The following is a 13,602-nucleotide window of genomic DNA, read 5'->3' on the forward strand; positions in this document are numbered from 1 at the left end:
ACCCCCACCGCTAACACCGAAGGTCCGCAACGCATGAACACCTCCGCACACAGCACGCCCCGCAATGGCGCGCGCTGGCTGACGCAGGCCCTGGAAGCCGAGGGCGTGGAAACGCTGTTCGGTTATCCGGGCGGCACCATCATGCCGTTCTACGACGCCCTGGTGGATTCCAGGCTCAAGCACATCCTGGTCCGTCACGAACAGGGCGCCGCCCTGGCCGCCAATGGGTACGCCCGTGCCAGCGGCCGGGTCGGCGTGTGCGTGGCCACCTCCGGCCCGGGCGCGTCCAATCTGGTCACCGGCATCGCCGATGCGATGCTCGATTCGGTGCCGATGGTGTGCCTGACCGGCCAGGTCGCCACGCCCCTGCTGGGCACCGATGCGTTCCAGGAACTGGACGTGTTCGGCATGACCATGCCGATCGTCAAGCACAGCTTTCTGGTGCGGCGGGTGGAGGAACTTCCGCAGATCGTGCGCGAAGCGTTTCGCATCGCGCGCGAGGGACGCCCCGGGCCGGTCCTGATCGACCTGCCCAAGGACGTGCAGATCGCCGATGCGTCGCATCTGCCCGATCACGTACCGGCAGCGGTGTTGCCGCCGCCGGCCCCGGAAGACGCGAAATTGGCCGAAGCGCTGGCCGCCATCGCCAGCGCCGAACGCCCGGTGGTGTACGGCGGTGGCGGGATTGCATTGGCAGGCGCGGTGGACGCGTTCCGGCGCTTTGTCGAAGCCACCGGCATCCCGACCGCACTGACCTTGCGCGGTCTGGGCGCGTTGCCGCATGCGCATCCGGATTATCTGGGCATGCTGGGCATGCACGGCACCCGTGCGGCCAATATGGCGATCCAGGAATGCGATCTGCTGGTCGTGGTGGGCGCGCGTTTCGACGACCGTGCCACCGGCAAGCTGAGCGAGTTCGCTCCGTTTGCGCGCGTCATCCACCTGGATGCCGACGCGTATGAAATTTCCAAGCTGCGCACTGCCGACATCGCAGTGCCCGGCGATGTGGCACTGAGTCTGAAAGCCTTGAGCGCAGCACGCGGCAACTGCCAGGCCTGGCGCACGCGCTGCTTTGCCAACCGCGAAAAATTCGGTGCGCGCTACGACGCGCCCGGCACCGACATCTACGCACCGGCACTGCTGAAGCGCCTGAGCGAAGTGGCCCCGGCCGACACCATCATCGCCTGCGATGTGGGTCAGCATCAGATGTGGGTTGCGCAGCATTGCCGCTTCAACGATCCGCGCAATCACCTCACCAGCGGCGCGCTCGGCACGATGGGCTTCGGCCTGCCGGCGGCGATGGGCGCGCAGTTCGCCTGCCCCGACCGCACCGTGGTGCTGGTCTCCGGCGACGGCAGTTTCATGATGAATGTGCAGGAGCTGGTGACCATTGCGCGCTGCAAGCTGCCGGTGAAGATCGTGCTGCTGGACAACAGTTCGCTGGGCATGGTGCGGCAGTGGCAGGAGTTGTTCTTTGCCGAGCGCTACAGCGAAATCGACCTGTCCGACAACCCGGATTTTGCGGCGTTGGCGCAGGTGTTCGGCATCCCGGCCAAGCGCATCATCGCGCGCGGCGATGTGGATGGCGCGCTGGCCGAGCTGCTGGCACAGCCCGGCCCCGGCCTGTTGCATGTGAGCATCGATGCGCGTGCCAATGTGTGGCCGCTGGTGCCGCCCAACAATGCCAACAGCACCATGCTGGACAGCAATCCCGCACATGCGGTCAAGGAGACGCCACATGCGTTACCGGCTTGATCTGGTGCTGAAGCCGGCCGAAGGCGCGCTGGTGCGCGTGCTCGGCATGACCGAGCGACGCGGCTTCCGCCCGTGCGCCATCCAGGGCGCCGCCGCGCCCGACGATGCCGGCCGCTGGCATCTGCAACTGGACGTGGACAGCACGCGCCCACCGGAAACGCTGCGCCTGCAGTTGGAAAAGGTGTACGACTGCGAGTCGGTGGTGATCACCGCGCTGGAATCGGTCGAGGCTGCGGCATGACCATGCAGACCTCGAGCACGCAGACCTCGCGTGACCATCAGATCGCTGTCCGGAGGTGTCTTCTTCCGGATTGGCCGCGCGCGTGCCGCAATGCCTGATTCCGGCCGCCCTTCTTCGCAGGAGCCAGACGTAAGCGACGTGGCCATCAGCGTGGCCGACGTGCTGGCTGCGCAGGCGCGTCTGCGCAAATACCTGTCGCCTACACCGCTGCATTACGCAGAGCGCTTCGGTGTGTGGTTGAAGCTGGAAAACCTGCAACGCACCGGCTCCTACAAGGTGCGCGGCGCATTGAATGCGCTGTTGGCCGGACTGGAACGCGGCGACGAGCGCCCGGTGATCTGCGCCTCGGCCGGTAACCATGCGCAAGGCGTGGCGTGGTCGGCGTATCGGCTGGGCGTGCAGGCCATCACAGTGATGCCGTACGGCGCGCCGCAGACCAAGATTGCCGGTGTCGCGCACTGGGGCGCTACCGTGCGCCAGCATGGCAACAGCTACGACGAGGCGTTTGCGTTTGCGCGCGAGCTGGCCGACCAGAACGGCTACCGCTTTCTCTCGGCCTTCGACGACCCTGATGTGATCGCCGGGCAAGGCACGGTCGGCATCGAACTGGCCGCGCATGCGCCGGACGTGGTGATCGTGCCGATCGGTGGCGGCGGGCTGGCTTCCGGGGTGGCGCTGGCACTGAAATCGCAAGGCGTGCGCATCGTCGGTGCGCAGGTGGAAGGCGTGGACTCAATGGCGCGCGCCGTACGCGGCGACTTCCGCGAAATCACCCCGGTGCCCACGCTGGCCGACGGTGTGAAGGTCAAGATTCCCGGCTTCCTGACCCGCCGTTTATGCGCGAGTCTGCTCGACGATGTGGTGATCGTGCGCGAGGCCGAATTGCGCGAAACCCTGGTGCGTCTGGCGCTGGAAGAACACGTCATCGCCGAGGGCGCCGGGGCACTCGCCTTGGCCGCCGGTCGCCGCGTTTCAGGCAAACGCAAATGTGCGGTGGTCTCTGGCGGTAATATCGACGCAACTGTGCTGGCCACCCTCTTGTCCGAGGTGCGGCCGCGTCCGCCACGCAAGCCGCGCCGTCGCAATACCGAGCGACTGCGCAACGAACGCAGCGCCAAGTCACTTCCCGAAACACCCGTTCTTTCCCGCCCATCCGCAGTCGCTCCAACGCCTGTCACCGCCATCGCCGTAGAGGAGTCTTCCTGGTGAACACGACCGTATCCAACCAGACCCCGCGTATCCGAATTTTCGACACCACCCTGCGCGACGGCGAGCAATCCCCCGGCTGCAGCATGACGCCCCAGCAAAAGCTGGTGATGGCGCGCGCGCTGGACGAGCTCGGCGTGGACATCATCGAAACCGGCTTCCCGGCCAGCTCGCATTCCGACCGCGAAGCCGTCGCGATGATCGGCCGCGAGTTGCGTCGCCCCACGCTGGCGGTGCTGTCGCGCTGCCTGCAGGCGGATATCGAAACCTCCGCACGTGCACTGGAAGCAGCCGCCAATCCGCGCCTGCACGTATTCCTGTCCACCAGCCCATTGCACCGCGAGCACAAGCTGCGCATGAGCCGCGAGCAGGTGCTGGAATCGGTGCACAGGCATGTGACGCTGGCGCGTGGCTACATCGACGATGTCGAGTTTTCCGCCGAAGATGCCACCCGTACCGAAGAGGATTTCCTGGCCGAGGTCACCCGCGTGGCGATCGCCGCCGGTGCCACCACGATCAATCTGCCGGACACGGTGGGCTTCACCACGCCAGAAGAAATCCGCGGCATGTTCGCGCGCCTGATCGCCAGCGTGGAAGGGGCCGACACCGTCATCTTCAGCGCGCACTGCCACAACGATCTGGGTCTGGCGGTGGCTAACTCGCTCGCGGCGATCGAGGGCGGCGCGCGCCAGGTCGAGTGCACCATCAACGGCATCGGCGAGCGTGCGGGCAACTGCGCGCTGGAAGAAATCACCATGGCACTGAAGGTGCGCGGTGCGTTCTACAACATCGATACCGAGATCAACACGCCGCGCATCGTGTCCACTTCGCAGTTGCTGCAGCGCCTGGTCGGCATGCCGGTGCAGCGCAACAAGGCGGTGGTGGGCGGCAACGCGTTCGCGCACGAGTCGGGCATCCACCAGCACGGCATGCTGCGCCATCGCGGCACTTACGAAATCATGCGCCCGGAAGACGTGGGCTGGGAGTCCTCGCAGATGGTGCTGGGCCGTCACAGTGGCCGTGCGGCAGTGGAGCAGCGTCTGCGCGCCTTGGGCTATTTGCTGGAAGAAGACGAGGTCAAGCTGGTCTTCGAGCAGTTCAAGGCATTGTGCGAGAAGCAGCGCGTGGTTACCGACGCCGATCTGCAAACATTGATGCAGGATGCCACCGTGCAGGAGGGCTACCGCCTGGCGTCGATGACCATCAGCGATGTCGGCAGCCGCGCGAACGCGCTGGTGGAATTGTCCGATCCGGAAGGCAATCGCGTCGCCGAAACCGCGCAAGGCAATGGTCCGGTGGATGCGCTATTCGGTGCGCTGGCGTCGGCCACCGGTGTGAAGCTGGAGCTTGACAGCTATCAGGTGCACAGCGTGGGCATCGGCGCGGACGCACGTGGCGAAGCCAGCCTGAGCGTGCGCCACGACGGCGTGGAATACGAAGGCACCGGCACCAGCAAGGACATCATCGAAGCCAGCGCGCTGGCGTGGTTGGACGTGGCCAACCGACTGTTGCGTCAGCGCCAGCGTGGCGTGGTTGCTGGCAAGACGGCTGCGGTGGCGTAGCGCTGTCATCTGCTAAAAGAAGTAAACCTGACGGCTAGCGGAGTGATCTGCTGGCCGTCTTGGTTTTTGGTGGTTGGTGATTTGAACGTTTTCTAAGAATGCATTGTTTGCCGATCAGCAGCCGCGAAGAGTGGGAGCGCGTGCCGCATCGACCAATCTCACGCACGACGTCTGCCGGTTTCGCGCAAACGCCTCGATCACTGAGGGCGCTTGCACGCGTACCGGCGTGGGACACGCCGCAAGTACGTCCGTGTAGGCTCTTACGCGGCATCCATGCCGCGTAAGGTCCCACGCCGGTACACGCGCAAGCACCTCCGAATATTGTTGGTGGCTGAAGGAGAAGCGTTACTTGATTGATTGATCATGCTTTGGAGCGCGACCTTCGCTGGCGGAATCATGGCAAAGCATTAGACGAAAAACTGCATCGACTACCGACTACCGACTGGGGAATCTGCAAGCATTACGCCTACCAAAAGGCATTGCTTGCCGATCAGCCGCCGTGAAGAGTGGGAGCGCGGTGTCGCATCCGGGGGCGGGACCGTGTGGCGGCATGGATGCCGCCACCGAGCCTACATGGACGTACTTGCGGCGTGTCCCGACACTGGATGCGGCACCGCGCTATCGATGACCCTCAAAAACGAAAGCGGCCATCGCCCAATAAAGCGATGACCGCTGCTAGCTCAACGAAAGACAAGCTGTACGATCACGCTTACAGCGCAGCAACCACCGCATCACCCATCGCGACCGTGCCAATCTTGGTAGTGCCTTCCGACCAGATGTCGGCGGTGCGCAGGCCTTGGTCGAGTACCTTGCCGACCGCTTGTTCGATCGCATCAGCTGCAGCAGATTGCGCAAACGTATAGCGCAACATCATCGCCACCGACAGGATGGTCGCCAACGGATTGGCAATGCCCTGCCCTGCGATATCCGGTGCCGAGCCATGACACGGCTCGTACATGCCTTTGTTGTTGGCATCCAGCGAGGCCGAGGGCAGCATGCCGATCGAGCCGGTGAGCATGGATGCTTGATCGGACAGGATGTCGCCGAACATGTTGTCGGTCACGATCACGTCGAACTGCTTGGGTGCGCGCACCAACTGCATGGCCGCGTTGTCCACGTACATATGCGATAGCGCAATGTCCGGATAATCCTTCGCGACTTCCTCCACCACTGCACGCCATAGCTGGCTCGATGCCAAGACGTTGGCTTTGTCGACCGAACACAGCTTCTTGCCGCGCAAACGCGCCATCTCGAAGCCGGCCTTGGCGATGCGACGGATCTCGCTTTCGCTGTACGGCAAGGTGTCGTAAGCCTGACGCTCACCATTTTCCAATGTGCGCGTACCACGCGGTTGGCCGAAGTAAATGCCGCCGGTGAGCTCGCGCAGGATCAGTAGATCCAGCCCCGCAACCACCTCCGGCTTGAGCGTGGAGGCGTCGGCCAGCTGCGGATACAACAGCGCAGGACGCAGGTTGGCGAACAAGCCCAGCTGCGAGCGGATCTTGAGCAGGCCACGTTCCGGACGCAGCGATGGATCGATGGTGTCCCATTGCGGCCCGCCGACCGCGCCCAACAGCACCGCATCGGCAGCGCGCGCGCGCTCCAGTGTTTCGTCGGCCAGCGGGCTGCCGTACTTGTCGTAGGCCGCGCCACCCAGTTCGTCGTACACCAGGGTGAAACCCAGGCCATGTTGCGCATCGATCCGCGTCAGCACCTTGACCGCTTCGGCCATGATCTCCGGGCCGATGCCGTCGCCGGGAAGAATCAAAATCTGCTTGCTCATGCAATCCTCGTGAGTTGGCGCCGTAACGCCCTGAAAATCAACGTGCTGCCCATACCACCAGCACATCAGTGCTGAAGGAACCATCGGCGGCAATCTGAAAGTAGTCGCGGACCTCGTTCACCGCCGCGTCCTGCAATGCGCGAATGGCCGCGCGTAATACCTCCGGCGTGCGCATGCGCTCTACCCAGCTCAGATAGTCCAGCTGCAGCCGTTGGCACTGATGACGCTGCACCTGCAAGCCGGCATCGCCCAGCATCTGCAACCATTGCGCCACACTGTAGTCGCGCACATGGCTGGTATCGCGCAGCAGCTCGATCGCCTGCAGGTGCGTGTCCAGCAATGGCAGCCCAGGCGCCACCACATCGATAAAGGCAGCAATCCCGCCTGGCCGCAACACGCGCCGCACTTCGCGCAGTGCCTGTCCCAGGTCGCTCCAATGGTGCGCCGAGTAGCGGCTGACCACGGCATCCAGGCTGCCGCTCTCGAACGGCAAGCGCTCGGCGATACCTTGCATGGTGCGCACCTGCGTCAGCCCACGCTCGGCGGCGGTGGCCGCCACAACGGTGAGCATGTCGGCAGACAGATCATAGGCCACCACCTCGGCCATCAACGGCGCCAGCTGGAAACTCACATGCCCGGCACCGCAGCCCAGGTCGAGCAATCGGCCGTTGCGATGACCGGCCAGACCAGCGCGGAGTTCGGCGAACTCTGCGCCTTGCGCATGCACGTCGCTATGCAGATAGGCCTGCGCCTGCGGCCCGAACTGCGCAGCAACATGCGCACTCTGCGCTCCCGCATCGGTGGCGTTGGCAACCGAGTTCACTGCAGTGCGCCGAACAACCACGGTTGACGCGCGCGATGGCCTTGTTCGAAGCGGCCGATCGCATCGGCGTCCTGCAAGGTCAGGCCGATGTCGTCCAGCCCGTTGAGCAGGCAGTGCTTGCGGAAGGCGTCGATGTCGAAGCTGTATTCCACGCCATCGGGCCGGCGCACGCGCTGCGCGTCCAGATCCACGGTGAGTTGGTAGCCCTCGGTCGCCAGGCATTGTTGGAACAACGCATCCACTTCCGCTTCGGCCAGCACGATCGGCAGCAGGCCGTTCTTGAAACTGTTGTTGAAGAAGATGTCGGCAAAGCTCGGTGCAATCACTGCGCGAAAGCCGTATTCGTCCAGAGCCCACGGCGCGTGCTCGCGCGAGGAACCGCAGCCGAAGTTTTCGCGTGCCAGCAACACACTGGCGCCTTGATAGCGGGGGAAATTGAGCACGAACTCCGGGTTGATCGGGCGCTGGCTGTTGTCGCGACCAGGTTCGCCGATATCCAGATACCGCCACTCGTCGAACAGGTTCGGACCGAAGCCGGTGCGCTTGATCGACTTGAGGAATTGCTTGGGAATGATCTGGTCGGTATCGACGTTGGCGCGATCCAGCGGCGCGACCAGTCCGGTGTGTTGGGTGAAAGGGGTCATTAGGAGTGCCGGGATTAGGGATTGGTAATTGGGGATTCGAAAAAGCTGGAATGCGCAGACCGGTCTTTACGAATCCCGAATCCCCACTCCCAAATCCCCAAGCTCACGCACATCAACGAAGTGACCACAGACCGCAGCAGCCGCTGCCATCGCCGGGCTGACCAGATGGGTGCGACCACCGGCGCCCTGGCGGCCTTCGAAATTGCGGTTGGAAGTGGAAGCGCAATGCTCGCCGCTGCCCAGCTTGTCCGGGTTCATCGCCAGACACATCGAGCAACCCGGCTCGCGCCATTCGAAGCCGGCGTCCAGAAACACCTTGTCCAGGCCTTCGGCTTCGGCCTGCGCCTTGACCAGGCCCGAGCCCGGCACCACCAATGCTTGCTTGATGGTGGAAGCGACCTTGCGGCCCTTGGCAACCGCAGCGGCGGCACGCAGGTCTTCGATGCGCGAATTGGTGCACGAGCCGATGAACACCCGATCCAGATGGATGTCGGTGATCGGCTGATTGGCCCGCAAACCCATGTATTTCAGCGCGCGCTCGATCGAGTCGCGCCTGGTCGGATCCTGTTCGGCGGCCGGATCCGGCACGTGCTGATCCACCGCCAGCACCATCTCCGGCGAAGTACCCCAGCTGACTTGCGGCTTGATGTCTTCGGCGCGCAGTTCCACAACAGTGTCGAAGTGCGCATCGGCATCGGACACCAGCGTGCTCCACAACGCGACCGCCGCATCCCAGTCGGCGCCCTTGGGTGCGAACGGGCGGCCTTTGACGTAGGCAATCGTCTTGTCGTCCACCGCCACCATGCCGACGCGCGCGCCGGCTTCGATGGACATGTTGCAGATGGTCATGCGGCCTTCGATCGACAAATCGCGGATCGCGCTGCCTGCAAATTCCAGCGCATGGCCGTTACCGCCAGCGGTGCCGATCTTGCCGATCACCGCCAGCACGATGTCCTTGGCGGTCACGCCGAACGGCAGCGTGCCCTCCACCCGCACCTGCATGTTCTTCATCTTCTTAGCGATCAGGCATTGCGTGGCCAGCACATGCTCGACCTCCGAGGTGCCGATGCCATGCGCCAGCGCGCCGAACGCGCCGTGCGTGGAGGTATGCGAATCGCCGCAGACCACGGTCATGCCCGGCAAGGTGGCGCCCTGCTCCGGGCCGACCACATGCACGATGCCTTGCCGCGTATCGTTCATCTTGAACTCGAGGATGCCGAAGTCGTCGCAGTTCTCGTCCAGGGTCTGCACCTGCAAGCGCGAGACTGCGTCGGTGATCGACTCCAGCCCGCCCTGGCGCTCGGCGCGCGTGGTCGGCACGTTGTGGTCGGGCGTGGCGATATTGGCGTCGATGCGCCACGGTTTGCGCCCGGCCAGGCGCAGGCCTTCGAAAGCTTGCGGCGAGGTCACTTCGTGCAGGATGTGGCGGTCGATATAGATCAGCGACGAACCATCGTCACGGCGCGTGACCTCGTGCAATTCCCACAACTTGTCGTACAGCGTCTTGGCAGTCATTGCAGCAACCCGATTGGCGGATGGTGGGTGCGCCCACCTGGCTGAGTTCGATGCTAGGAGCTTGCCTTGGATAACGCAAATTCATATTGTTTATTCAACAAATGAATTTCAGGAATAGTGATGGACCTGGGCAGCCTCAGCGCGTTCGTGGCAATTGCCGAGAGCGGTAGCTTCTCTGCCGCCGGCGAGGCGCTGCACCTCACCCAGCCGGCGGTGAGCAAGCGCATTGCCTTGCTGGAAGGGCAATTGTCTGCGCGCCTGTTCGACCGCCTCGGCCGCCAGGTGGTGCTGACCGAAGCCGGCCAGGCCCTGCTGCCACGCGCGCAACGCATCCTGGCCGAGCTGCAGGACACCCGCCGCGTGCTGGAACACCTTGGTGCGGCGGTCGGCGGGCGCCTGAGCCTTGCCACCAGCCACCACGTGGGCCTGCATCGCCTGCCCGCCCTGCTGCGCCGCTTCGCCGCAGAACATCCGCAGGCGGCGCTGGACATCCAGTTCCTGGACTCGGAACTGGCCTATGCAGCCGTGCTGCGCGGGGAGGTGGAACTGGCGGTGACCACGCTGGCACCGGACACGCGTGCGCCGCTGCGCGCGCAGCCGATCTGGCACGACCGCCTGCAGTTCGTGGTGGCACCGGATCATCCGTTGGCGTCACTGCGCGCAGTGACGCTGGAGGATGTGGTGGCGCACCCGGCGGTGCTGCCGGACCCAGGCACCTTCACCCATCGCATCGTCGCCGGCCTGTTCGCCGAGCGCGGGCTGGTGCCAAGCCTGCGCATGACCACCAATTATCTGGAGACGATCAAGATGCTGGTGTCGGTGGGCCTGGCCTGGAGCGTGTTGCCGGAGCGCATGATCGATCATCAGATCGTGGCGCTGCCGCTGGCCGATGTCGCGCTGTCGCGCGAGCTGGGTTGCGTGACGCATGGCGGGCGCACCTTGTCCCGGGCCGCGCAGGCATTTGTTGCGCTGTTGCATGCGCAGGCGGATCAGGGGCAGCTGTAAACATCACCGCCCCACCAAGCGATCCCGCCCCTGCCGCTTGGCTTGATACAGACGGCGATCGGCCAATGCCAGCAATTCGCGCCGGCTCGGGGCTTCATCGCTCATTGCCATGCCCATGCTGGCGGTGCAACGCACGGTGGTGCCCTGCGCGTCGACATCGATCGTTGCAAGCCGTTGGCGCATGCGCTCGAACAGCGCGCGCGCCTGCGCCGCGTCCAGCCCGATGGCCGCCAGCAGGAACTCTTCGCCCCCGTGACGGGCGGCAAAGCACTGCGCCTGATCGTGTTCGCTCAACGCCTCGCCAATCGCAGACAACACCGCATCGCCGACCTCATGGCCGTAGGCATCGTTGATGCGTTTGAAGTGATCGATATCCATCAGCGCCAACGCGAGGGCCGCACCACCGGCGCGCGCTTCGTCGAACCATTGCTGCAGCACGCGCTCGGCCTCGCGCCGGTTGGGCAGCGCGGTAAGCACGTCGTGGCTGGCGCGATACTCCAGCTGGCGCATCAACGCTTCGCGCTCCTGGCTGGCCTGCTGCAGCGCGAGGTTCTTGTCGCTCAACTCGCGTGTGCGCCGGTCGATCACCGTGTTGAGCTGACGCTGGCGTCGGCGGTAACTGGCCGTGCGCCATAAGTAAAACATGTAGATCACACTGCCCAGGCCAAGGATGCCCAGCGCGATCACTTCGCCACGCCGCCACCACGGCGGCGCCAGTTCGATGACCAGGCTGGATTCGCCCAGCAACGCGGTCTGCCGCCAGTCCACCGGCAGCGACATCGCCTGCACACGGAAACGAAAACGGCCCGGCGGCAGATTGGTGTAGATCGCCTCGATGGCGCTGTCGGCATCCACCCACTCCGGATCGAAGCCTTCCAGCCGGTAGCGATAACGCACCTTGTCCGGCCCGCGAAAATTCAACCCGGCATAGCCAATGGCGATACGCCGGGTGTCTGCGCCAAACCGATGCGGGCCGTTCAACGGCTGCACCATGCCATCGACCAGCAAGCGCTCGAACACGATCGGCAAGCGATGGCCTTGCAAGGTGCCCACACGCGCCGGATCGATCACCCCCAGACCGGCTGCGGTCGGAAACAACAACTGCCCGGACTGTGTCATCCAGCCGGCCGGCGCGCTGCTGCCGTTGCCCTGATTGCCAGGCATGCCGTCGCTGCGATCCACCACTTCCACACTCAATTGGTCGCGCGTGCCCGCATCGAGCTGGTCGAAATCGCTGCGCGCGATGCGGAACACGCCATGGTTGCTCGACAACCAGAAATAGCCGCGGCCGTCGTCGATCACCCGAAACACCTTGTCGCGCGGCAGCCCGACCCGGTGGTCGTAGACGCGGAATGTCTCTCCGCGCAAGCGCAACAGGCCGCGATCGCTGGCGATCCACAGATCGCCATTGGCATCGCGCAGGAAATCGAACGCGTTCTGCCCGGGGAAATCCTGCTCGCCCAGCCATGCGCGTGTGCTGCCGTCAGGCGACAGCGCGGTCATGCCGCGATCGGTGCCGCTCCACACAATCCCCTGCGCATCGCGATACAGCACCTGCACCGAACCGTCCGGCACGCCGTCGGCGGCGGTGTAGTGACGCGCCTTGCCGTTGCGCCAACGCACCAGCCCGGCGGTGGTGCCGATCCACAGATCCTCGCCATCGGGCAGCACCGCGCGCACCGACATCGACGGCAAGCCCTCGGCTGCACCGATGCGCACCAGCACGCGGCCCTGCGCATCCAGACGCACCACGCCCTGGCTATAGGTGCCGGCCCACACGCCGCCGTCGCCGGCGTCGGCCAGCGCCAGCACCGACTGTTCCAACACGCGCCCGCCCTCGCTGGGCGACAACGACACCCGGCTGATCTGCTCGCCGCGCCAGCGGTCCAGGCCCACCGCGCTGCCCACCCACACCGTGCCATTGGGCGTCTGCAGCACGCTGCGCACGTAATCGGAGGTGAGGCCATCCTCGTGGGTGACGCCATGCGCGGCGCCTTCGGCAACCCGGAACAAGCCGTGTGTGCTGCCGACCCAGATCAGGCCTTCGGCGTCTTCCAGCAAGGCCGGGCTGGCCACACCGGAAATGGCGATCTGCTCGTCCGGATCGTTTGCGCCGCTGTGCACCACCAGTAGCCCGGTCGACAGACTCATCCATAGATGCCCGCGTCGATCCAGCAACAACGAATCCACGCGTTGGCCCTGACGGAAGCGTTGCAGGCCGCCGCCGCGGCTCCACCACCACACCCCGTCGTCGCCAGCCACCAGCAAACCGCCTTCACGGTCGCTGGCCAGCCGTCGCACCGGCGCATCGCGCATGCCATGCGCCTTGCCCCAGGCGGTTGCCTGGCTGCCATCCTGCGGCAGGCGATACAGCCCGACCTCGGTGCCCACCCACAGATCGCCACCTTCGTCGGCCGAGAGCGCGGTGACGCGTGCACGCGGCAGCCCGGCCTGGCGGCCCACATCCACCACCCGCCCATCGGCCTCGATCCGGTACAGCGTCTGCGGGGTGCCCACCCACAATGCGCCATCGGCACGCCGCAGCAATGCACTCACCGCCAGATGCCGCGCGGAGGCATCGCCCAGCTGCTGCCAGTGGCCGTCCTGATAGTGGTAGACCCCATCGAACGCAGTGCCGAACAACATCCCGCCGGTGCTGTCGCGCACCACCACGAACACACCGCCCAGCTCGACGCCCGGGGTGTTCTGACGGTCGTAGACCGTGAAATCGCGGCCGTTGAAGCGCGCCACGCCTTCCCAGGTGCCGAGCCAGATCAGGCCGTCTTCGCCCTGCGCCACCGCATGCACCAGGTTGTGCGGCAGGCCGTCGTCCATGCTCCAGCGGGTGACGGTGTGATACGCGGTGTGTTTGAGCGGCTGGGCGAAGGCGGGCCAGGCGCCGAGCAGCACGCAGCACAGCAACGCACATCGCCACAGCGATGGCCACAACGGCCCGATCCGCAGCACGTACCTGCTGCGGACGCAGCCTGTATGCGTTTGCGCCCCGACCCTGTCCACGCTTTCGTCCCTCGTCCGTCCCGTCTGAAGGTCGCCGACATACGCCGACG

The 13,602-nt window shown here is 65.1% G+C and carries 10 protein-coding genes; 5 read left to right on the plus strand and 5 right to left on the minus strand.

Annotation, left to right across the window (positions count from 1 at the left end; translation table 11 throughout):
• Positions 1-33 precede the first annotated feature (33 nt).
• The 4 genes from ilvG to NMB96_RS00970 all read left to right on the plus strand — a co-directional run bounded on the left by ilvG (position 34) and on the right by NMB96_RS00970 (position 4,764).
• On the plus strand, positions 34-1,755 hold the full coding sequence (gene ilvG, locus NMB96_RS00955) for an acetolactate synthase 2 catalytic subunit (RefSeq protein WP_023905031.1): 1,722 nt from the start codon (positions 34-36) through the stop codon (positions 1,753-1,755).
• Positions 1,739-1,996, plus strand: a complete 258-nt coding sequence (locus NMB96_RS00960) for an ACT domain-containing protein (RefSeq protein WP_006451059.1) — start codon at positions 1,739-1,741, stop codon at positions 1,994-1,996. Before ilvG ends, NMB96_RS00960 begins: the two co-directional genes overlap by 17 nt.
• Positions 1,997-2,134: 138 nt before the next feature.
• Positions 2,135-3,205 carry a threonine dehydratase gene (locus NMB96_RS00965; protein WP_228996136.1) on the plus strand — a complete coding sequence of 357 codons (1,071 nt, stop codon included), beginning with the start codon at positions 2,135-2,137 and terminating at the stop codon, positions 3,203-3,205.
• Positions 3,202-4,764, plus strand: a complete 1,563-nt coding sequence (locus tag NMB96_RS00970; protein WP_176339113.1) for a 2-isopropylmalate synthase — start codon at positions 3,202-3,204, stop codon at positions 4,762-4,764. Before NMB96_RS00965 ends, NMB96_RS00970 begins: the two co-directional genes overlap by 4 nt.
• A gap of 709 nt (positions 4,765-5,473) precedes the next feature.
• On the opposite strand, the gene leuB is transcribed toward NMB96_RS00970, so the two are convergent.
• The 4 genes from leuB to leuC all read right to left on the minus strand — a co-directional run bounded on the left by leuB (position 5,474) and on the right by leuC (position 9,529).
• Complete coding sequence (gene leuB / locus NMB96_RS00975) at positions 5,474-6,547, minus strand: 3-isopropylmalate dehydrogenase (RefSeq protein ID WP_255085955.1); 1,074 nt, start codon at positions 6,545-6,547, stop codon at positions 5,474-5,476.
• Positions 6,548-6,584: 37 nt separating this feature from the next.
• Positions 6,585-7,370, minus strand: coding sequence for a class I SAM-dependent methyltransferase (locus NMB96_RS00980; RefSeq protein ID WP_255085958.1), 786 nt, complete (start codon positions 7,368-7,370; stop codon positions 6,585-6,587).
• Positions 7,367-8,014 carry a 3-isopropylmalate dehydratase small subunit gene (leuD, locus tag NMB96_RS00985; RefSeq protein WP_104549784.1) on the minus strand — a complete coding sequence of 216 codons (648 nt, stop codon included), beginning with the start codon at positions 8,012-8,014 and terminating at the stop codon, positions 7,367-7,369. Before leuD ends, NMB96_RS00980 begins: the two co-directional genes overlap by 4 nt.
• 66 nt (positions 8,015-8,080) lie before the next feature.
• Positions 8,081-9,529, minus strand: coding sequence for a 3-isopropylmalate dehydratase large subunit (gene leuC / locus NMB96_RS00990; protein WP_255085961.1), 1,449 nt, complete (start codon positions 9,527-9,529; stop codon positions 8,081-8,083).
• Positions 9,530-9,649: 120 nt separating this feature from the next.
• On the opposite strand from leuC, the gene NMB96_RS00995 reads away from it, so the two are divergent.
• Positions 9,650-10,534: a LysR family transcriptional regulator gene (locus tag NMB96_RS00995; RefSeq protein ID WP_023905038.1), complete on the plus strand. Its 885-nt coding sequence runs from the start codon at positions 9,650-9,652 to the stop codon at positions 10,532-10,534.
• 3 nt (positions 10,535-10,537) lie between these two features.
• Here NMB96_RS00995 and NMB96_RS01000 read toward each other — a convergent pair whose 3' ends face one another.
• Positions 10,538-13,552, minus strand: coding sequence for a ligand-binding sensor domain-containing diguanylate cyclase (locus tag NMB96_RS01000; RefSeq protein ID WP_023905039.1), 3,015 nt, complete (start codon positions 13,550-13,552; stop codon positions 10,538-10,540).
• Between the last annotated feature and the right edge of the window lie 50 nt (positions 13,553-13,602).

Origin of the sequence: Xanthomonas hortorum (assembly GCF_024339125.1) — a bacterium.
In the GTDB taxonomy this organism is placed as follows: domain Bacteria; phylum Pseudomonadota; class Gammaproteobacteria; order Xanthomonadales; family Xanthomonadaceae; genus Xanthomonas; species Xanthomonas hortorum.